This window comes from Bacillus australimaris (assembly GCF_001307105.1).
GTDB lineage: Bacteria > Bacillota > Bacilli > Bacillales > Bacillaceae > Bacillus > Bacillus australimaris.
Map to the genome: position 1 here is coordinate 93,732 of NZ_LGYN01000028.1, position 21,537 is coordinate 115,268.

The 21,537-nt window shown below is 43.7% G+C and carries 19 protein-coding genes; 7 read left to right on the top strand and 12 right to left on the bottom strand.

Going from position 1 to position 21,537, the window contains the following annotated elements; translation table 11 throughout:
* Nucleotides 1-8: 8 nt before the first annotated feature.
* Nucleotides 9-1,325, bottom strand: a complete 1,317-nt coding sequence (gene gabT, locus AKG37_RS16230) for a 4-aminobutyrate--2-oxoglutarate transaminase (RefSeq protein WP_060699754.1) — start codon at nt 1,323-1,325, stop codon at nt 9-11.
* Nucleotides 1,326-1,433: 108 nt separating this feature from the next.
* Between gabT and gabR the strand changes: the two genes are divergently transcribed.
* Nucleotides 1,434-2,858, top strand: coding sequence for a MocR-like transcriptional regulator GabR (gene gabR, locus AKG37_RS16235; protein WP_060699755.1), 1,425 nt, complete (start codon nt 1,434-1,436; stop codon nt 2,856-2,858).
* 31 nt (nt 2,859-2,889) lie between these two features.
* Here the strand turns inward: gabR and AKG37_RS16240 are convergent, their stop codons facing one another.
* Nucleotides 2,890-3,201, bottom strand: a complete 312-nt coding sequence (locus tag AKG37_RS16240) for an ArsR/SmtB family transcription factor (RefSeq protein ID WP_060699800.1) — start codon at nt 3,199-3,201, stop codon at nt 2,890-2,892.
* A gap of 137 nt (nt 3,202-3,338) precedes the next feature.
* Between AKG37_RS16240 and AKG37_RS16245 the strand changes: the two genes are divergently transcribed.
* The 5 genes from AKG37_RS16245 (at nt 3,339) to AKG37_RS16265 (ending at nt 8,733) form a co-directional block, all read left to right on the top strand.
* A complete protein-coding gene (locus tag AKG37_RS16245) occupies nt 3,339-3,716 on the top strand; it encodes a hypothetical protein (protein ID WP_060699756.1) in 378 nt (125 codons plus the stop codon).
* A gap of 138 nt (nt 3,717-3,854) precedes the next feature.
* A complete protein-coding gene (locus AKG37_RS16250; protein WP_237697818.1) occupies nt 3,855-4,721 on the top strand; it encodes a TetR/AcrR family transcriptional regulator in 867 nt (288 codons plus the stop codon).
* 16 nt (nt 4,722-4,737) lie between these two features.
* Entirely contained in the window at nt 4,738-6,171 is a 1,434-nt protein-coding gene (locus AKG37_RS16255; protein ID WP_060699758.1) for an MDR family MFS transporter, read from the top strand.
* Between the two features lie 174 nt (nt 6,172-6,345).
* Nucleotides 6,346-7,722 carry an aspartate kinase gene (locus tag AKG37_RS16260; RefSeq protein ID WP_060699759.1) on the top strand — a complete coding sequence of 459 codons (1,377 nt, stop codon included), beginning with the start codon at nt 6,346-6,348 and terminating at the stop codon, nt 7,720-7,722.
* A gap of 165 nt (nt 7,723-7,887) precedes the next feature.
* The gene (locus tag AKG37_RS16265; protein WP_060699760.1) at nt 7,888-8,733 is read left to right on the top strand and encodes a GAF domain-containing protein; all 846 of its coding nucleotides are present in this window, start codon (nt 7,888-7,890) and stop codon (nt 8,731-8,733) included.
* A gap of 38 nt (nt 8,734-8,771) precedes the next feature.
* On the opposite strand, the gene AKG37_RS16270 is transcribed toward AKG37_RS16265, so the two are convergent.
* From AKG37_RS16270 to AKG37_RS16315, 10 genes are all read right to left on the bottom strand, one after another.
* A complete protein-coding gene (locus tag AKG37_RS16270; RefSeq protein WP_060699761.1) occupies nt 8,772-10,199 on the bottom strand; it encodes a sensor histidine kinase in 1,428 nt (475 codons plus the stop codon).
* Nucleotides 10,189-10,881, bottom strand: a complete 693-nt coding sequence (locus AKG37_RS16275) for a response regulator transcription factor (RefSeq protein WP_060699762.1) — start codon at nt 10,879-10,881, stop codon at nt 10,189-10,191. The genes AKG37_RS16270 and AKG37_RS16275 overlap by 11 nt, the downstream gene beginning before the upstream one ends.
* A gap of 275 nt (nt 10,882-11,156) precedes the next feature.
* Nucleotides 11,157-12,491, bottom strand: coding sequence for an MmgE/PrpD family protein (locus tag AKG37_RS16280; RefSeq protein ID WP_060699763.1), 1,335 nt, complete (start codon nt 12,489-12,491; stop codon nt 11,157-11,159).
* Nucleotides 12,482-13,639, bottom strand: coding sequence for an amidohydrolase (locus AKG37_RS16285; protein WP_060699764.1), 1,158 nt, complete (start codon nt 13,637-13,639; stop codon nt 12,482-12,484). The genes AKG37_RS16280 and AKG37_RS16285 overlap by 10 nt, the downstream gene beginning before the upstream one ends.
* A 33-nt stretch (nt 13,640-13,672) precedes the next feature.
* Nucleotides 13,673-14,419 carry an amino acid ABC transporter ATP-binding protein gene (locus AKG37_RS16290; protein WP_060699765.1) on the bottom strand — a complete coding sequence of 249 codons (747 nt, stop codon included), beginning with the start codon at nt 14,417-14,419 and terminating at the stop codon, nt 13,673-13,675.
* 12 nt (nt 14,420-14,431) lie between these two features.
* Entirely contained in the window at nt 14,432-15,106 is a 675-nt protein-coding gene (locus tag AKG37_RS16295) for an amino acid ABC transporter permease (protein WP_060699766.1), read from the bottom strand.
* 24 nt (nt 15,107-15,130) lie between these two features.
* Complete coding sequence (locus tag AKG37_RS16300; RefSeq protein WP_060699767.1) at nt 15,131-15,925, bottom strand: amino acid ABC transporter substrate-binding protein; 795 nt, start codon at nt 15,923-15,925, stop codon at nt 15,131-15,133.
* 22 nt (nt 15,926-15,947) lie between these two features.
* On the bottom strand, nt 15,948-16,451 hold the full coding sequence (locus AKG37_RS16305) for a GNAT family N-acetyltransferase (RefSeq protein WP_060699768.1): 504 nt from the start codon (nt 16,449-16,451) through the stop codon (nt 15,948-15,950).
* A 17-nt stretch (nt 16,452-16,468) separates the two neighbouring features.
* The gene (locus tag AKG37_RS16310) at nt 16,469-17,794 is read right to left on the bottom strand and encodes an LLM class flavin-dependent oxidoreductase (RefSeq protein ID WP_060699769.1); all 1,326 of its coding nucleotides are present in this window, start codon (nt 17,792-17,794) and stop codon (nt 16,469-16,471) included.
* Nucleotides 17,795-17,993: 199 nt separating this feature from the next.
* A complete protein-coding gene (locus tag AKG37_RS16315; protein ID WP_060699770.1) occupies nt 17,994-19,781 on the bottom strand; it encodes a right-handed parallel beta-helix repeat-containing protein in 1,788 nt (595 codons plus the stop codon).
* Nucleotides 19,782-20,042: 261 nt separating this feature from the next.
* Here AKG37_RS16315 and AKG37_RS16320 point away from each other — a divergent pair, with 261 nt between their 5' ends.
* Entirely contained in the window at nt 20,043-21,536 is a 1,494-nt protein-coding gene (locus AKG37_RS16320) for a peptide MFS transporter (protein WP_060699771.1), read from the top strand.
* The last annotated feature ends 1 nt before the right edge of the window (nt 21,537 follow it).

Consider the following 21,537-nt stretch of genomic DNA (forward strand, 5'->3'; position numbering starts at 1 on the left):
TTTGTTGTTTAGCGTGCTTTGAAGGCCTCCTCGATAATCCCCAGTCCCTCGTGAAGCAGCTCATCTGTGATGACAAGTGGTGTTAAAAAGCGAATAATATTCCCATTAATCCCTGCCGTTAATAAGAGAAGTCCGTGCTCATTTGCATATGCTGCAATCGCTGCGGCTGTTTTCTTATCTGGTGTACGTGTTGTTTGATCTTCCACAATTTCAATCGCCGCCATTGCCCCTAATCGGCGGACCTCCCCAATGAAAGGATACGTTGTTCTCCAATCATTCGCTTTGTCCTCTATGACTTGTCCAATGTGTTCAGATCGTTGATTTAATTGTTCTGTTTCAATAATATCAAGAACAGCCAGGGCTGCCACACAGCCTAATGGACTGCCTGCATACGTTCCTCCGAGCTCCCCTGGGTCCGCTGCATCAAGTAATTCTTTTCTGCCAACGACACCGCTCAGCGGTAAACCAGCTGCAAGAGATTTCGACACTGTGATTAAATCCGGCACCACATCAAAATGCTCAATCGCAAAGTATTTCCCCGTTCTCGCAAAGCCTGTTTGGATCTCATCAGCCACAAATACAATCCCATGCTGCTGACAGAATGAAGCAACGTGCTGTACAAAACGCTTCGATGGCACAATGAATCCGCCCTCCCCTTGGACTGGCTCCATGACCACACATGCAACGGTTTCTGGTGCAACGGTAGCGACGAAGAATTGATTGAATTGATCAATGATGTACTCATCGTAAGCCGCATCACTTAACCCTTCAGGCTTCTGATAGTAGTAAGGGTAAGGTGCTTGATACACCTCTGATGCGAATGGTCCAAATCCAAATTTATATGGCTTCACCTTGCTCGTCATGCTCATCGTCATATTCGTTCTGCCGTGGAAACCTCTTGTAAACGACACAACGGCTTGTCTTTTCGTATATTTACGTGCAATTTTCACCGCATTTTCAACAGCTTCTGCACCTGAATTTAAGAAAATGGCTTTCTTGTCATGGTCGCCTGGTGTGAGGTGGCATAGCTTCTCTGCTAATTCGATATACGATTCGTACATCATCACATTGAATCCTGGGTGGATTAGACTGTCTGCCTGAGTTTTGACTGCTTCTACAACCTTTGGATGTGAATGCCCTACATTTAACGTACCAATTGCACCTGCAAAATCGATAAAGCGATTGCCATCGATATCGAATAGCTCGGCTCCCTTCCCTTTTGCTGCAAGATGACGATTGCCATTACTGACACCTCTTGCAACGTATTGATCTCTTTTCCCTTGCCATTCCTCTGTTGAAAAACGGTTTGTTGTCGTTTGACTCATTGTCATCCATCCCCTTTATGTCTTTTTTATTATTCTGAATATTTTTTGGTATGATAGAAAGTACCAATATCATTTTTTTCATGGTACCAGAGAGGATGGAATGAAAAGATGCTGACAATCCAGCTAGATCAAACAGGGGCAAACGGATATATTTATCATCAAATTTATACGAAAATTAAAGATGAAATTTTAAACCGAAACCTTCAGCCGCACGATCAATTACCGTCCAAACGAGAGTTAGCCGAGTCTTTAAACGTCAGCGTCAATTCAGTAAATGGCGCCTATCAGCAGCTGCTTGCCGAGGGGTATTTATACTCGGTTGAACGGAAAGGTTTTTTTGTGGAGTCACTAGACACGTTTCATAAGTCAGGTCAGCTGAAACCCTCTTCCCTTCCAGCAGATTTAAAGGAAGAGCCTATTGCACGCGATGACTGGTATTCCTTTTCACATATTTCCGTCGATACAGCGAACTTCCCATTTAAAAGCTGGCTGAAAAGTGAACAAAAGGCGATCAGTCTTCACCAAGAAGCCTTCGGTGAGCTTCCTCATCCACAAGGTGTGTATGAGCTACGGGAAACGATTGCCCGGCTGATCGGACTTGCGCGAGGTGTCAAATGCTATCCTGAACAGCTCATTTTAAGTGCAGGCACACAGTCACTCATTCATTCGTTATCAAGCATTCTTCCAGCTGATCAAATATACGGGTTAGAAAACCCTGGGTACCGCAGGCTCTATCAAATGCTGAAAAACAATCATCACCGAATTGAAACGATTGGCATTGACCAAAAAGGTGTGCGGATGAGCGATATTCAAAAGAAACAGCCGAATGTATTGATCATTACTCCTTCCCATCAGTTTCCAACAGGGGTAATCATGCCAATTTCCCGGCGGATACAGCTGTTAAACTGGGCGGCTGATCAGCCAGATCGTTATATTATTGAGGACGATTATGACAGTGAATTTAAGTACGGCACAGACAGTATTCCGGCGCTGCAAAGTCTCGATCGATATGACAAAGTCATTTATATGGGGACCTTTTCAAAATCATTGCTGCCGGGCTTGCGACTCAGCTATATGGTCCTGCCTCAGCATTTATTGAGACGCTATAAGGAAGAACAGCATTTTTTCATTCAAACAGCCAACCTTTTTACCCAATACACCCTTCTTCATTTTATAAAAGATGGGGCGTATCAACGGCATATTAAACGAATGAATGGTTTATATGAGGAAAAACGGAAGCAGCTCATTGGAGAGCTCAACACGGTTTTTGCTGACAATGTGCGGATTATTGGGGAAAATGCAGGACTTCATTTTATTGCAGAATTCCGCTCAGATCGAACGCAGCATGAAATTTTACAGCGCGCCAAAGACAGAAAGCTGAAAATGTACGGGATGGACCGTTTTACACTTGATGAACAAGTACCTGGTCATCAAGAAGGATTTGTCCCGCTTGTCCTTGGCTTCTCGCACATGCGGCCAGAGGAGATTCAGCCAGCGGTGAAACGGCTGTATGACGCCATTTTTGGGAAATAAAACAGCCAGCTGCTCTTTACAGACAGCTGGCTTACCACCGTTCTTTATCTACTCTTAAAATAGAGGACACAATTCCAGGAAAAGCGGCCTCGATGTCTTCTTTTCTTAAAGAATAGTAACGGTGTTTTCCGTCAATTCTCACTTTCACGATGCCTGCCTCCCTCAGCACTTTGAAGTGATGGGAAAGCGTAGATTTGGCAATGTTCATCTCATACGTGCCGCATGTCCTCTCCCCCGTTTCCGCTAAACAGCGGACTATTTCTAAACGGACAGGATCAGCCAAAGCGTGCAGCACAGAAATCAGTTTCATGTCTTCTTGGTTTGGATGATTTGGATTCGTCATACGATAAATGTATCGTATTTTGTGCTCACATACAATCTCATTCATCTAAAACTCATGAACTGACTAGGCATGTAACGATTTAACTTCATTCACGTCCATTACTTAAGAGACGCTGTCTTGAAGGGAAGGAACCGATTTTGATACGTAACATATGGTTTAGTTTATTGCTCATGCTGCTCACGTTTTCCTTATGTGCCTGCCAGTCAGTCCAATATGAGTACCAGTCAAAACCACCTAGTGCGGAAGAATTATTATCTATCGATCAGCAGGCAGATTTATTTCAATGGGAAGGAACGATCTATGAAACAAATGTAGATTGGACGACATCCTTACACGTCACAAAACATGAACAATTAGGTGTCATTCAGAAAACCGCTGTCAAAAATTTTGAACATGGTACAGCTTCTAGATTGAAAAAAGGAACCGCTATTTACTCCGTGAAGGAGAGAGAAGACCTTTTGATCGTGGAACTTCACGGCAAAACAAAAATATATGTCGCACATGCGGAGGGATAAATACCTGTCAACTAGACAGGTATTTTTTAAAATTCATTTTCTTGTCAAGAGTCGTTGGTTTTGTTATGATAGCCAAAGTGACCACTCGGTTTCCATTGTGACCCTATGGTTTTACCGATTCGGAAAGGACTTATGAAGATGAAAGTAAAGCAAGAAGAGATTTTGCGGGTATCGAAGAAATTGTTTTCTCAAAAAGGCTATATGAGTGTCTCCATGCAGTCAATTGCCGACGCCTGTAAAATATCAAAAGCGTCTATTTATAAACTGTTTGATTCAAAGGAAGCTCTTCTATTAGAACTGATTAAATACAATCAGCGCAAAATGAGGGAGATTTCCCGCATCATTCATTCAGAAACGACGCTGTCCAAAAAGGAAAAATTCACAAAGAAGATCAAGCTTGAGCTTGAAGAGTTTAAAGAGAATCATAAATTTTTGAATATGTTGTCCTTTGAAGCTTTTTCTCAGCATTCGCCCATTGTCATTAAGCATTTACGTGAAACACGCTCCATTATCATGCAGCGGCACAGAGACATTATTTTAAGCACATATGGTGAATCTGTCGCTCCTTATGTTTGGGATTTAGTGATTGTTCTCAATGGATTAATGAGAGAATTCATCTTAATGCTGGCGATTGAGCAAAAAAACATCCAGTTAGAAATTGCTGCCGAAATGATCATCGGTGTGATGGATCGTGTATCGAAAAAGCCTTGTTCCATTGAACCTGTGTTAACAGATGAGCTGATGAACTCTTATTTGCTTTCCTCACGGGACGAATACGACGAAGAAAAACTTGTCAATTCGTACTTAACAAAGATCAAACAAGAGCTTCACTCACTGCCAAGCGGAGAAGAACAGGACGACCTCCTCTCTGCGTTTGAGCTGCTCAATCAGGAATTATCAAAGGACCAACCGAGAACCTTTTTAATCAGCTCACTGCTCGATTATTTAGGCAAAAACAGCGTTTTATCACAAAACGTGTCACAGCTGAAAAGCATCATTTTATAGATAAAGAAGGGATAACATGAACCAATCAACAACATCTTACAATCGATCTGTGATTGTTGGGATTTTTCTCGTTGGGGCATTCGTCGCGATTTTAAACCAAACGCTTCTTATTCCAGCGATCCCACATATCATGCAGGACTTCAATATTGAGGTCAGCAAAGGACAGTGGCTTACAACAGCCTTTATGCTGACAAACGGGATTCTCATCCCAATTACGGCTTTCTTAATTGAGAAATTTTCGAGCCGTTCTTTAGTTTTAACGGCGCTTAGTATCTTTACAGCCGGTACAATTCTTGCATCATTTGCGCCGAATTTCCCAGTGTTACTTGCTGCACGTATCGTACAGGCAGCTGGTGCAGGGATTTTAATGCCGCTGATGCAAACGATCTTTTTAACTATTTTTCCAAAAGAAAAACGCGGGCAGGCAATGGGCATGGTCGGACTTGTCATTTCGTTCGCACCAGCGCTTGGACCAACACTTGGCGGCTGGATTGTCGATTCCTTCAGCTGGAAGGCCTTGTTCTATATCGTTCTACCAATCGGTATCATCGACCTTATTCTTGCTTTCTTCTTAATGAAAAATGTCACACAGCAGCGAGAGACACGTATTGATGTGTTATCTGTCATCTTGTCGTCCTTCGGTTTCGGCGGATTGCTTTACGGATTTTCTAGTGTCGGCACATATGGCTGGACGAGTGCGACTGTCCTCATTTCACTTATTGTCGGCGCCGTAAGCTTGTTCTTCTTTATCCTGCGCCAATCGAATTTGACAAGACCGATGCTTGAGTTTGGTGTATTTAAATTTGCGATCTTCAGCTTAACAACCTTCCTTGGGATGCTTGTTTTTGCTTTATTGATTGGTACAGAGACGATTCTGCCGCTTTATACGCAGAATGTCAGAGGGCTGTCTGCACTTGATACAGGGCTGATCTTATTGCCAGGTGCTCTCTTTATGGGCTTGCTGTCACCAATTATCGGACGGATTTTTGATAAAGTCGGCGGAAGAGGACTCGCATTAGGCGGATTTACGATCCTCACCGTTACCACTCTGCCATTTATGCTGCTCACCCTTGATTCATCTATCGCTCTCATTACGGTCGCCTACACGCTTCGCTTAATTGGGGTTGGGATGATCATGATGCCTCTGACAACGGCAGGTATTAACGCATTACCACCTCATTTGATCCCGCATGGGACAGCGATGAATAACACGATGAGACAAATAGGTGGCTCCATTGGAACGGCTGTACTTGTGTCCATCATGAGCACCTCTGCTGCAAATGCAGAATTGGCCAATCCATTAAAATCAGCCGTTCATGGAATGAATACGTCATTTTTCATTTCTGGTCTGATTGCGGTCATTGGACTCATCCTCTCCTTTTTCTTAAAGGCAAAACGTAATAATAAAGTGATGAAGCAGGAGCTATCTTCCTCCTCCTCTTCTTCATAAGAAAAAGAGCTCGGCATATGGCCGGCTCTTTTTTCATATCATCATACGGTATCGTCCTCTCTATAAATACATTTGTATTCCTAGAGAAGAAAACCCTTGATAATTTGAAGAAAAGAGTTGATAATAGGAACTATTCAATTTGTGAGAAAATTTTTACTATAGGAGATGTATGCATTGAAGGTCGTGAAATTTGGTGGCAGTTCACTTGCATCTGGCAAGCAGCTGCAAAAGGTATTTGACATTGTAACAGCAGATCCAGCTCGAAAAGCAGTCGTTGTTTCCGCACCAGGAAAACGGCATTCAACGGATACGAAGGTCACCGATTTATTAATTAGCTGTGGCGAACAATATTTACGTTTAGGTGAAGCACATGACTTACAGGAAGCCGTCATCGAGCGGTATGCCTCTATTGCAGATGAACTTGGATTAGGTCAAGACATTATCGACACCATCAGGCAAGATCTAGACGCATTATTACAGGCTGATTCATCTCGCCCTGAGTGCTATCTTGATGCCATCAAAGCAAGCGGCGAAGACAATAATGCAAAGCTCATTGCTGCGTATTTCCGTCACCAGGGTGTCGAAGCTCATTATGTGAATCCGAAGGAAGCTGGTTTATTTGTAAGCGATGAACCTGGCCATGCGCAAGTCCTCCCGGAATCATATGATCATCTGTACAAATTAAGAGAGCGGTCTGGCATCATTATATTCCCTGGCTTTTTTGGCTTTAGTTTAGCGGGCGATATCGTCACCTTTTCGCGAAGCGGCTCCGATATTACCGGTTCCATTTTGGCAAACGGCCTAAAGGCAGACGTGTATGAAAACTTTACAGATGTGGATGCTGTCTACGCTGTTAATCCAACGATTGTTCATGATCCAAAAGAGATTACAGAGCTGACGTATCGGGAAATGCGCGAGCTGTCGTATGCTGGATTTTCTGTTTTTCATGATGAAGCACTCATTCCAGCCTTCCGTGCAGGCATTCCGGTTCAGATTAAAAACACCAATAATCCTTCGGCAAAAGGCACAAAAATTGTGAATCAGCGCGATCATACAAATGGACCTGTTGTTGGTATCGCCTCAGATAATGGATTTTGCAGCATTTACATTAGTAAATATTTGATGAACAGAGAGGTTGGCTTTGGTCGTAAGGTGCTGCAAACATTAGAGGAATATGGGCTTACGTATGAGCACGTACCTTCTGGCATTGATGATATGACCATTATTTTAAGGCAGGATCAGCTGGAGGAGCAGCATATTGAACAAGAGCTGCTAGACCGTTTGAAGCTTGTTCTTGATGCAGATGAGGTTGTTCTAGAGCAGAATCTATCGCTCATTATGGTCGTAGGGGAAGCGATGCGTCATAATGTGGGGACAACAGCAAGAGCAGCAAAGGCACTGTCAAAAGCGAAGGTCAATATTGAAATGATCAATCAAGGCTCCTCTGAGGTCAGCATGATGTTTGGCGTCAAGGCGGCTCAAGAAAAAGAAGCCGTTCAAGCCTTGTATGAGGAGTTTTTCTCTATGTCTACTGTCCCTGTCTCCCTATAATCAGCAGACTGCCAGATCTTTGGATCGGCAGTCTTTTTTGCTCTCACCGGATTCGAGTGTTTTTGCGCATTAAAATGTATCTATTTCTCGTTTGATTTTGTATGATAGAGACAAATCAACTATCTGTTCCGGCCTATGATCGGAGCAACAAGGAGTCCTAAAACAATGCCTCGTCAACAACTATTAAAACAGTTTCGCAATTTTCATGATGCTTCTACTAGTATTTTAAACATGATGAGTCAATTCATTGAAGTGAATACACTGTTTATTGCTAAGAATGATCAAGACACCAATCATATTGTAAAGGTGCTAAATCAAGACGAGCAGCTTCTTGAAGAAGGAGAAGAACTTCCTTACGAAAAGACATTTTGCAAGCTGGCGGTCGATCATCAGGATACCCTTGTGATTCCTGACATTTCGATAGATGACCGTTCTAAATACTTAGAGGTCACGAAACGGCTTCAAGGCGGCTCGTTCATTGGCGTTCCCATTGATTTTACAGATGGTTCAAACTACGGGACGATTTGCGGACTTGATGTGAAGCCGCAGCATTTTACAGAAGAGCATGTGTATATGTTTGAAACGATGGCTTCTTTGTTAAGCTACGTCCTTGAGCTAGACCGCGCCAACCGGCAGATTCAGCAATTATCTGTACCGATCGTACCAGTTGTTGATGGTGTCGCTGTACTTCCTCTACTTGGTGATATCGAAGAGACACGTGCTCAGCATATTTTAGAAACCATTTTACAGGAAAGCTACAGGCTGTCGCTCTCTCATTTGGTCATTGACGTATCGGGAACTAAAAGCCTGAATGAACAAAGCATTCAATATTTGGTCAACTACGCACAAACGCTGCGGCTCTTAGGAATTTCAGCTGTCTTAACAGGCATTAAGCAAGACCTTGCTTTAAGTGCGATTCAGTCGAATATTTCATTTAAAGACATCACGATTCGCAAAGATTTACCGCAGGCACTTGCTCATATTGGATTGACGTTTACGAAAAATGAATAAGCGATGATTCATCTAAAAGGGCTAACATGATCTTCATGTTAGCCCTCTTCTTCTGGAAACGGCAGTCGAATGGTAAATGTCGTTCCTTTGTTTTTTTCACTTTTCATATCAATATGCCCTTCATGCAGGTCCACAAGCTGCTTTACGATAGACAAGCCCAATCCGTATTCTCCATAAGGGGTATTCGTTCTTGAGATATCCGCTTTATAAAAACGTTCCCATATATGTTTAACATCGTCTGGCGCAATGCCAATGCCTGTGTCTTCCACTTCAATGATCGTCTCTTGATTTTCTTGTTTTCCTCTTAAGGAAATACGGCCGCCTTCTGTGAATTGAATTGCGTTCTTGGTGATATTGACAAGGATTTGAATGAGCCTGTCATAATCTGCGTAGACCTTCAGTTCAGGATCAACGTCCACGATCAGCTGATTGTTTTTCTCTTCAGCGATTCGGCTCAGCTGCTCTTTCATCACTTCAAACGTGTCAATGAGTGGATAGTGAAATTTCTGAAGGGTAATTTGATTCGATCTAATTTTCTCATAATCCATATTTTCATTGACGAGGCGCAGCATCCGTTTTGTCTCATCAGTGATTAAGGCATAGCATTTTTCTTTCTCTTCTGCGGACACATCTGCTGTGTTCAGCCATTCCACCAGTCCTCGAATGGTGGTCAGCGGTGTTTTCAATTCGTGAGACACATCTGCAATGAATTGGCGTCTACGCTTTTCGAGCCGGTCAATTTCCTCTCTTGATTGCTGAAGGCGTTTGACCATCATATTAAAATCCTCACCAAGTGTACCGATTTCATCAAGGTGTTTGTTTTCAAGCTTGATGTTGTAATCACCTTTGGCAATCTTTTCAGTCGCCTCTCTCAACTTTTTGATGCGGTTCACATGAAATTTAGACAATAACAAGCTGAGAATAAAAGTGATCGTCAGCGCCACAAATACGATGATATACAGATAACGATTCATCTGAGCGATGAGCTGTTCAGCACCTTGAATGGGGGCAATAAGAACGACACCGCCCTTTAGCTTTCCATCCTCCATGACAGGGAGCGCCACAAGTGATGCCTCTTGATCAAGGCGGCGTGAATCGCTTCGCTTAACAATGATTTGCTCCCCTTTTGAAAGCTTGGTCCATAAATCCTTTGTCAATAATACTTCATGCGGCAGCATCTCTTGCTGCTGAGACAGAACATCTCCTTTTTCATCAAACACAAAAAAACGAATTTGCCTCGTCGAAAGAATATCTTCAAATGGACGCAGACGAAAGGTCATCTCGCTTTTAGGCAGTTGTTTAAAATTCTGCAAGATTTCATTCCCATAGGAGCTCATTTCATCCACTCTGTTTTGATAGGCAATATCCTTCACAAAATGAGATAAAAGGGTGCTGATAATGACAATGGCGATGAACAATAACCCGAGGTGGCTGATCAGCAGCTGATAAAAATATTTAATCTTCATCGAACTTATACCCTACGCCCCATACTGTATACAAAAAAGGCTTAGGACCGTCCCCAATTTTTTGGCGCAGCCGTTTGATATGAACATCTACCGTTCGTTCATCTCCATAAAATTGGTATCCCCAAATTTGCTCAAGCAATTGTTCTCGTGAAAATACTTGCCGAGGATGCTGAATAAAAAAGCACAGCAAATCGTATTCCTTTGGTGTGAGGTTCTCAATCCGCTCTCCATCCAGAAAAACTTCCCTCGTTTTCTTATCCAACTGAAAATGTGCTGTCTCCAGCCGTTCGCCCTCTTTCACCTTTTCTTGAGTAGCTGTATGAGCAAAGCGTCGTTTCACCGCTTTAATTCTTGCCATCAAGGTCAGTGGACTAAAGGGCTTGGTCACATAATCATCTGCCCCAAGATCAAAACCAAGCACTTGATCAGATTCAGTTTCCTTTGCTGTCAGCATGATAATCGGAACGTCACTGATCTGGCGCACCTTTTGACAAATGGTCAGACCATCCATCGAAGGAAGCATGACATCTAAGATGAGCAGATCCCAATCCTCCTCTTGCTGAAAGCGATTCAGTCCTTCTAATCCATCATGGACAAATTCCGCTTGAAATCCCTCTCGTTGAAAAAACATATCCGTCATTGTACAAACGCTCTGATTATCTTCAATCATTAATATTTTCATCATCAGCCTCCGCTGCTGCCATTGTTTTTTCTTTATGTAGCTTTATTTTACATGTTCCCTCTCAAATCTCAATTGGATTCCACTGTCTTCATGAACTTATCATCGTTTGGTCATCTTTTTTTCATACTTTTTGGAGAAGCTAATATTGCGGTGTATCACATGGAGATTTTTTAATATGATGGAATTGTAGAGGATGGTCAAGATGAGGACACGCTTCCTGACAGTTATAAGATGAATCTATTTAAAAAAGCTCATCTCTTCGATGAGCTTTTTTGTCATGCCAGCAGCTTCAAATAAGCAGCGGCATTCCCCTCTTCAACCGCCTGTAAAATCTGCTGTGCCTGTGATGCGCTTGTGACGCTGCTTAACTTTTGTATGATGTCTTCTTTCGATAACGCAAAGCCTGGTGCTCCCCGAGGGATATCAACCCGCTTGCTGATGGTGGTGCTGTCAGATAAGGTGAGTTTTACAATGGTAAAGCGTCCTTTTGGAACAGCGTCTGGATGGGGCTCTATCGTTTGATCATATCCTCTGCTCACCCGCTTCATCCACGTTCGCATGTCAGTTGGAATGTTTTTTTTCGTAAAGGCATCCAGCGTGAGTGTCTGTCCAAATATGGCAAGTGCGATGACGTATTCGACACTGAAGCGTCCTTCTTCTCCATTTGAAGGTGCCCGCTCAATAAGCGCTGCATCTCCGCCTGGCGGAAATATGACATCGACCTGCTTCACCTGTTCTGGTAAGGCAGCATGCTCTTTCATTAAAGAAAGGATCGCATCGGCTGCATGATGTGCAGCTGAGCAGAACGGATATACTTTGAACCATAACCCCGGCGCAACAATACGCCACGTAGAACCATAGCCCTCTAGTAAACGGCTTTCTGCCAGCTCTTGATCTCCATAGAGAGAAAAGAAGCCGAGGGCGCCATCAAGAACTGAATCATTCCCGCCAAAACCTGAACAAGCTAAATCCATGGACCACACCGCTGTTTTAGCTGCTAAGCCGGCTTGTAATGGTTTCATATCAGATCCAAACTGTTTTCGCATTCCCGCTGATTGCGCTCCGGCAAAGCCGATCGCTTTCGCCAGCCCTTCCTGCGAGACTTGTTTCAAATACCCAATGGCACATACTGCCGCAATGGCTCCGAGTGTCCCGGTATTATGCCAGCCCCGTTCATAATGTGCCTTGCCGATGGATTCGCCAAGCCTTGCCATGACTTCGACACCTGTGATGTAGGCAGCTAAAAAACGATCTCCATATATTTCACCGTCTGTCAGCTGTGAAAGCAGCGCTGGAATGATGACCGCACTTGGGTGTCCTCTCACATCTGAATGGACATCATCATAATCAAGGGCATGAATGAGGTAGCCGTTTAACATCGCTGCGGATTGACGACTGACCTTCTTCCCTTTTCCCATGACAGGAATCTGAGCAGCGCCGCCTTCTTGTTCAACAAGCGCCATCAGCTTCTGAATCCCTTCATCCTCTTTCGCAGCAAGTGCTGATGCCGCAGCATCTAACAGGCCATTTCTTGCCATCTGAACGGCCCGCTTATCTTGCAGCGGATCAGCAGAAAGCACTGCCTCAGCCAGTTGTTTTGTTAGCTCCATGCTCGAGATTCCAATGCCCGAACGGCAAGCTCGGCGAAGAAGGCAACGGCAACTGGAAGGGCATCTTCATTTAACGTAAAGGCAGGGTGATGCCATTCCTCAGTACCACTAGTTCCCATCCATACAAAAAAGCCTGGAATGCGTTCTTGATAAAGGGCAAAATCTTCTCCGCCCGGTGACTGCTCTGCCTGCACGACAGGTAAGTCAAGCGCACCAGCCGTTTCTTCTACCACCCTTGTCAGACGCTCATCATTCATCACAGAAGGTAAATAAGGATGCCATTTCACTTCACCCTTTGCGCCAAAGCCTTCTGCAATTCCGCTCACGATTTGTTTCATAAGCTCTGGAATCATCGCTCTCACTTCAGGCTCAAACGTCCGAACCGTTCCTTCCATCTCGACACGATCAGGAATCACATTCCATGATGTACCACCTTGAATACGTGTGATGCTGACAACCGCATGATGCAGCGAGCTAATGCGGCGGCTGACGATTTGCTGAAGAGCACTTGTGATCTGCCCGCTGATGGCAATAGGGTCCACCGTATGATTCGGAATTCCGGCATGCCCTCCCGTTCCTTTAATCTCGATTTCAAACCGGTCCACACTCGCCATCAATGCTTTTTCTCTTATGCCAATCGTGCCAACTGGCAGGTCAGGTTTGTTATGCATACCAAAAATCGCATCGACCCCATCTAACACGCCTGCCTCTATGACATGTTTTGCTCCTTGAGCAACCTCCTCAGCCGGTTGGAACAAAATGCGGACTGTTCCCTTGATCTCATGTTTCCGCTCATTTAATAAAAGAGCCGCACCAAAGATGGAAGCTGTATGAAAATCATGACCGCATGCATGCATTTTCCCCGGTACCTTTGAAGAAAATGGTTCGCCAGATGCTTCCTCAATCGGAAGTGCATCAATATCGGCTCTTAGCGCAATCGTTGGTCCCTCTTGTTCGCCTTTGATTTCACAGACAACACCTGTTTGCAGGGCTGGGATATCAAGTACAGTGATCCCCGCCTCTTCTAACCAGCCGCGCAGTTTCTTTGTCGTTTCATATTCCTCAAACGCCAGCTCTGGATGCTCATGAAGCGCTCGGCGAATGTTGATTAAACGTTTGTTTAAAGCTTCATTTCCTATTGATTTCACTGTTAATCACCCCTCTAAAGAATAAAAAGCAGCTTATGCTTCTTCAGCCGCTGCTTCTTTTTGGATAAATCGTTTCGTCCGTTCATTCTTTGTTTCATCAAATAGCTCAGTTGGTGTCCCCTGCTCAATAATATGACCATCAGCCATAAAAATCACATGGTCTGCCACTTCTCTTGCAAACGCCATTTCATGTGTGACGATGATCATGGTCGTTTCTTGAATTGCAATGGATTTAATGACTTGAAGCACGCCTGAGACAAGCTCTGGATCAAGTGCGGACGTTGGTTCATCCAGCAGAATCGCATGTGGATCAACCGCTAACGCCCGGGCAATCCCAATCCGCTGCTGCTGCCCGCCAGATAACGTGACTGGATAGCTGTCAGCCTTTTGCTCTAATCCTACCTGCTTCAGCAGTTTCATTCCAATCTCATTTGCCTGCTGCTTCGTCATTTTTTTCGTCACAAGCAGTGATTCTGTAATGTTTTGTAGTGCTGTCTTGTTTTTAAATAAATTGTAGTTTTGAAACACCATGGCCGTTTGCTGACGCAGGTGATGGGCTTCCTTACGTGTATATTTGGACGCATCGAGCTTCGCATCGCCAATTTCAATCGTGCCTTCATCTGGTGTTTCTAATAAATTTAAGCAGCGCAGCAAGGTGGATTTACCGGAGCCAGAAGGTCCGATAATGGCCACAACCTGCCCTTTTTGCACGTCGAGATTGATTCCGTCTAAAACGACAAGGTCGCCGAATGATTTCTTCAAATTGGTGAGCTTGATCATGTCCACACCTCCTTAATTCCGGTAAGGTTTGCTGATTTTTCGTTCAAATAGGTCTTGCAGGAAGCTATAAATGATCGTCATCACCCAATACACGATCCCTACAGCTAAATAGGTTTCAAAGTATTTATAGTTCGCCGATGCTATCATCTTCCCTTGTGCAAACATTTCTGCCACACCAATCGTAAAGGCAAGAGATGTTTCTTTTAAAAGACCGATAAAGGTATTCCCCGTCGCTGGAATCGCATTTCTGATGGCCTGCGGGAAAATAATTCTGACGTAAGACTGCCATCTTGTCATGCCGACAGACAGGCACGCCTCCAGCTGCCCTTCATCAACTGAGTTCAGGGCTGCTCTGAAAATTTCTGCTAAGTATGCTGAGTTTTTGATACTTAATCCGATAATGACCGCTGTTAAAGCATCCATTGAGGTCATCGCAGGGAATAGCTGCGGAAGACCAAAATAAATGAGAAAGAGCTGAACCAAGGTTGGAACCGCTCTGAAGAAAGAAATATACAGCTTGGCAAATTGGTATAAAACAGGTATCCGGTTTTTCGTAATAAGAGCGAATACCACACCAATGATAATGGCAAATACCATGGAGACAATCGCCATGAAGATCGTTATCGGCAAGTATTGAATCAATGTCGGGAAAACCGACACCATATACTGCCAATCAATTTTATTCATGTCTGCTCTTCACCGCCGCTGTCGTTATTTTTTAATTGGCACTGTGACATCATCTTTGAAATATTTCTCAGACAATTTCTTTAGTGTCCCGTCTTCTCTTAATTCTTTGATCGCTTTATTAAATTCTTTTCTTAGTTTGTCATGCTTTTCATCTTTAGCAAATGGGTAGCCTACTTCTTCATACACAATTGGATTACCTACGATTTTCAGTGGAAGGCCTGTTTTTTCAATTTGAGCAAGTAGTACACTGCGGCCATTGACATAAGCATCTACGCGGCCATTTGCTACTTCATTTAATACGCCGTCCTGCGTTTCATATGTTTTAATCTTGATTTTCTTGTCTGGATCTTTGCTCTCTAGGTTTTTGGCATGGTTAGAGCCAAGAACTGCCGCCACTGTTTTTCCTTTTAAATCATCAAGACCTTTGATGTCTTTGTTGTCCTTTTTCACGATGATTTGTGTTCCTGCGTATGCGTACGTATCTGTAAAGTTAAATGTTTGTTTACGCTCGTCTGTGATGGCGACTTGGTTTGACACTGTATCCAGTTTACCAGATGTCAGCTGCCCCATCAGTCCGCTGAATTCACTCAGTTGCCAGTCTAGTTTGTAGCCAAGCTTTTTCGCAATGGCTTCTGTTACTTCAACATCGAATCCGACAAGCTTACCATTGTCTTTATAAGCGAACGGATAGCTTTGTCCTGTAGCGCCTACTTTTAATACTTTTTCGTCTTTGCCTTCACTCTGATTGTTACCGCCGCAAGCTGCTAAAACTGCCAGCATTGCTGCAAATAGAACGACTAGCCACTTTTTGTTTTTCATGTTCGAAAACCCTTCTTTCGTCTTATGGTTGTGTGATATCTGATCTTAATTGTTTTTTAAAATAAACCGTGATGTGACCTTTGCCTAAATCCTTTTCTCCTGCTCTGACATAGCCTTTGCGCTCATACATTTCTACGAGCCACGGGTGTTTATCAGCTGTACCGAGTGACACGTACGGTACCTTTAGTGTATCCCTCAACACTTCGGTTTCAACCCATTCCAGCAAGGCAGAGCCTGTCCCTTTTTTGGCGGCTGGTTCTGAGGCAAACCACCAGATGTGAGGGACGCCGAACGGTCCTGGCTGCTCTCCCCAAGGCATGCGGAGTGATAAGGTGGATAGAAGCTCTCCGTTTTCTTCCATCACATAGCAAAGATTTTTTTGTACATTATTCTGAACGAGAGCGAAATCGGCATGTGCTGCTTGGAACTGGATGCCGAGCTCACGAATTGGCTCATAGGCTCTTGTTGTCAGTTCAAGCAGCGCCTCTATATCTGCCTCTGTTGCCAGACGAAACGTGTATCCCAACGTTAGTCACCCCACCCTTATGTCGTGTATCGATTTTTTGGCTCTGTTAATCCAAGATTTTCTCGTAAGGTTTGTCCTGTGTAATCCGTTTTGAATAAGCCTCGTTCCTGAAGGATTGGGACGACGCGGTCTACGAACACATCTAGTCCTTCTGGCAAGAGCGGCGGCATCACATTAAAGCCGTCTGCTGCTTCTTCAACCAGCCATGTTTCCATGACATCTGCCAGCTGCTCAGGCGTTCCAATGAAAATATTATGACCGCGAGAACCGGCAACAGATTGATAGAGCTGGCGAATAGTCAGGTTATCCTTTCTCGCCATATTCATCACTAAATCAAAACGGCTTTTCACCGCATTTGACGTGCTTGGATCAATCTCTGGTAGCGGTCCGTCTAAAGGATACTGAGATAGATCAATTCCACCTAAGTAGTTTTGCAGAATGCTCAGCCCAATCTCAGGAACAATCAGCTCCTGTAATTCTTCATATTTCGCTTGGGCTTCTTCCTCTGTATCAGCAATAATCGGGAAAATACCCGGCATGATGCTGACGTCCTCTCTTGCACGACCAGCAGCTTCTACTTTCCCTTTCAAGCTTTGATAAAATTCCTTCGCTTTATCGAGATCATTTTGTGCAGTGAAAATAAGCTCAGCAGTCTTCGCTGCAAGCTTTTGACCATCCTCAGAAGATCCTGCTTGAATGATCACTGGCTGTCCTTGAGGCGTGCGTGATACGTTGAGCGGCCCTCTGACTGAGAAGAACTCACCTTTGTGCTGGAGCTCATGAAGCTTACCAGGCTCAAAGAATTCACCCGTTTCCTTGTTTCTGACAAGGGCATCTTCCTCCCAAGAGTCCCATAGACCTTTGACGACATCGACGAACTCCTCTGCCCGCTCATATCGTTTATGGTGTGCTAAATGCTCTTCCCCGCTAAAATTTTTCGCTGTTTCTTCAATAGAAGATGTGACCACATTCCATGCCGCTCTTCCGCCTGATAAATGATCAAGGGAGGCAAACTGTCTTGCAATATGGAAAGGCTCACTGTATGTAGTGGATGCTGTTGCTGCTAATCCAATTGTTGAAGTAGACTCAGCAATGGACGAAAGCAGTGTGAGCGGTTCAAATCTCGTTAATACGTTTGGATGAGAGGTTTGATTAATGGATAAGCTGTCAGCTAAAAAGAACAAATCCAGTTTTCCTTCCTCTGCCTTTTTCGCTAATTGTTTAAAATAATCAAGATTCATAGCTGCATCTGGTACTGCATTCGGATGTCTCCAAGAGGCAACATGATGTCCAGTTCCTGCGATGAATACGCCTAACTTGAGCTTCCTTTTCGGCTGTGACACTTGTTCTTCATCCTTTCTATATCCTGCATGTATCAAACTGAAGTCCTTAGAAGATACATTTTTCTGATTGAATTAATCGGTTTTACCAATAAAAAAAGGGCAAAATGTTGCGAAAAATGAAAAATAATTATTACTATATGCCCTTTTTACAGGATTGTCAACTGCCCTCTAAACCTCCAAAATAAGGGATTCCACAGACTTATAACGGTGTATCAATCTCTATATTTCCGATGAGCCGGTCTGTGGAATGTGCCACCACTTGACTGCGCTCCAGCATGTTATGTGCAATCACAGAATGAGTCGAAGACATGGTGCGGATGGCAATCGCTTTTTGAGGGGATACATTGATGATGTTATTCCGCAATACACGAGCAGAGTCGGCCTGATCAATGAAAATCGCCGTCGGCTGTCCAATCGACCGATTTAAATAGAAGCGGTTATCTCCAATTTGTGGTGAACCATTTTTAATATACATCACCACATATAATGAAGTTTCTTCAAAGGAATTGTCTTTAATTTCTAATGCCCCTGTAGTATTGCTGTATACGGCGTAGTTTTGATAGTGCTTAAAGCGGTTCTGCCAAATGAAAGCCTTTGCATTTCCAGTGACACTGATTGTATATGAAGATGTGAGCTCTGAGTGTCCTTCTTGAATAAAGTGATTGCCATTGATTCCAGCTTCCCCTTCCTGCACCCAAATCCCTCTGCTGAATTCTTTGAATTGATTATGCTGGATCAGGATATTCGTTCCTCTCACCATGGCCGCATCAATGACAGAGTAGACCGTATTGTTTGAAAAGACGACACTATCCGATTGATAGATACGCAGCGAGGCGCTTCTTTGCCGGGTATTCATCCCTGATTCAATATGGTTTCCTTCTATTAGAATACGATTCGCCATATAAACGGACACAGCCGCATCTTCAAAAAGACTGATTTTATTACCTGTAATGTGAACGCTGTCTCCCCTCACGTCAATCCCTTTTTCAAACCCCTCAATCATATTTCCAATAATAACCACATTGTTTTCCGTTTGACCAAGTGAGACCCCTAAGCTTGTAATCCCTGCTTTTGTTACGCCTCCTCCAACTGCACGGATCAAATTGTTGGCAATAATCGTTTCGGTGGAGAAGCCATAGGAGATACTGCTATCTGTATGATTGCCTTCAATGATGACACCATAGCCGTTAAAGTTATAGATAGAGCTTGCGGCTCCTCCTCTGACGATATTGTTTCGGATCTGAATATTCAGCGGCTCCTCCATATTCACCGCATTTTCCCCATAGCCTTCTATATCAATCCCCATTCTCGGCTCGACCCCGTTTACTCCTGCTCTTTCCAAGAGGCAGTCCTCCACAATGACCCCGTCACAGCCTGTAATCGAGATATTGTTGCGCCTTGAATCTGTGATGGTGCAGCCAGAAATATGAATAGATGAAGCAGGCGAATACGATTCGACCTGGGGTAATATACCGTGGGGACTGACAATGATGCCGTCTCCCGTACAATTTTCAATTTTCACTTGATTGATCTCCACATGGGAGGCTCCTTCAATACATATCCCAAAGCCCCACTCATGGGTTTTTCGTTCAGCGGGAAGCGACTTGTACACATGCTCATGACGGTCCCCTTCAATTTGCCCGCCCCTAATGGTCACATGCTGAACATTGCCTATATAAAAGGCCGCATATCCCCAAGAATCATTTGGTTTTACCTTTATGACAGCGTCTGACGCCATTTCAATGTATATGTGACTTGGCACCCGTATACCCGCACCTCGGAAAGGAAAAAATGGATCACCTCTATATACTGCATCTATTAAATACGTGCCGCTCGGCAGCCAGACATGGGAATACCCTTGTGCTTTTGTCCACTCTAAACATTCATTTAGCTTGACTGTACAATCCGTTTTCCCGTCGGCAATCACGCCAAAATCCAGTACATTGACAACAGGTTTTTTTAGATCAGATTCATTCAATTCCCCCAACCTAAACCCCTCCTTTTCACACATGTCCTCTCGTCATCCTATGCATGTGTAAAAGGTTTGCTTGCACATTTTTCAAATTTTAAATAAATTCTTCCAGAATAACTTTCTGGGAATTTCAACTTAAATGAATTTTTCATTTTTTAAGACTTTACGCCTATTTAACTAACATCTTCCTGTTTTAGAATAGTTTTATATTGACACAAGAACTATACAAGAATATCATTTTTCTCATATCTCTTTTTTTAAGAAAGGATCTATGCCATGTCTACAATTGACCATGATAAAATTGTTAAAAGTGTTCCTCAAAAAGGGTTTTTTGGGCATCCTAAAGGACTTTACACGCTGTTTTTCACTGAATTTTGGGAGCGTTTCTCTTATTACGGCATGCGTGCACTGCTTATTTATTATATGTACACAGAGGTGACAAAAGGCGGTCTAGGTTTTGACCAGACGACAGCCAATTCGATCATGTCTGTCTACGGTGCGCTTGTCTATATGTCAGGAATTATTGGTGGGTGGCTCGCCGACCGGGTATTCGGTTCGTCTAGTACGGTCTTTTATGGCGGAGTATTCATTATGCTTGGCCACGTGATTTTGGCTTTACCAAGCGGAGCAACAGCGCTCTTTATTAGTATGGGACTGATCATTATTGGGACAGGTCTTCTGAAGCCTAACGTTTCAAATATTGTTGGCGACCTGTATTCAAAAACGGACCCACGCAGGGATTCCGGCTTTAGCATTTTCTACATGGGGATCAACATGGGTGGCTTTATCGCCCCATTAATTGTCGGAACACTCGGTCAAAAAGTGAATTTCCACCTCGGATTCTCACTCGCTGCCGTTGGGATGCTTGTTGGACTCATTACATTTGTGATAACAAAAAAGCCAAACCTTGGTCTAGCAGGGACTTATGTCACAAATCCATTATCAGCTGCCGAACGTAAGAACTTCAAAATTTACGGGACATTGGTTGTGATTGTGCTCGCTGTTTTTGCGGTCATTGGCATTCAAACAGGCGCACTCACAATTAATCTTTTTACTTGGTTTGTCAGTGTTCTTGGTGTGCTCATTCCGATTGTTTACTTCATTATCATGTACTTCAGTAAAAAGACGAGCGAAGTGGAGCAATCCAGAGTTCTCGCTTATATTCCATTGTTCCTTGCTGCGGTGATGTTCTGGGCGATTCAAGAACAAGGCTCAAACATTTTAGCCACATATGCGGATCAACGAACAAACTTGAATTTCCTTGGGATGACACTAGCCTCTTCGTGGTTCCAATCATTGAACCCTATCTTTATTGTGCTGCTGTCTCCAGTGTTTGCTTGGTTATGGGTCAGACTTGGGAAGAAACAGCCATCTACCCCAATTAAGTTCTCACTTGGCCTTCTGTTTGCAGGATTATCCTTCATTATCATGATCATTCCTGCATACATGTCAGGTCCAAATACACTTGTGAGCCCATTATGGCTCGTTGTGAGCTTCTTCCTCGTCGTGATCGGAGAGCTCTGCTTATCACCAGTTGGTTTATCAGCGACAACAAAGCTCGCACCTGCTGCCTTCTCAGCTCAAACGATGAGCCTTTGGTTCCTTTCAAATGCGATGGCACAGGCGATTAATGCGCAAGTGGTTAAGCTGTTTGATAAAGTGCCAGAAACCGTCTATTTCGGTATCATCGGATTGCTTGCCATCGTTTTATGTGGTGTCATGCTATTACTAACACCAGTGATTAAGAAAGCGATGAAAGGCGTTCATTAAT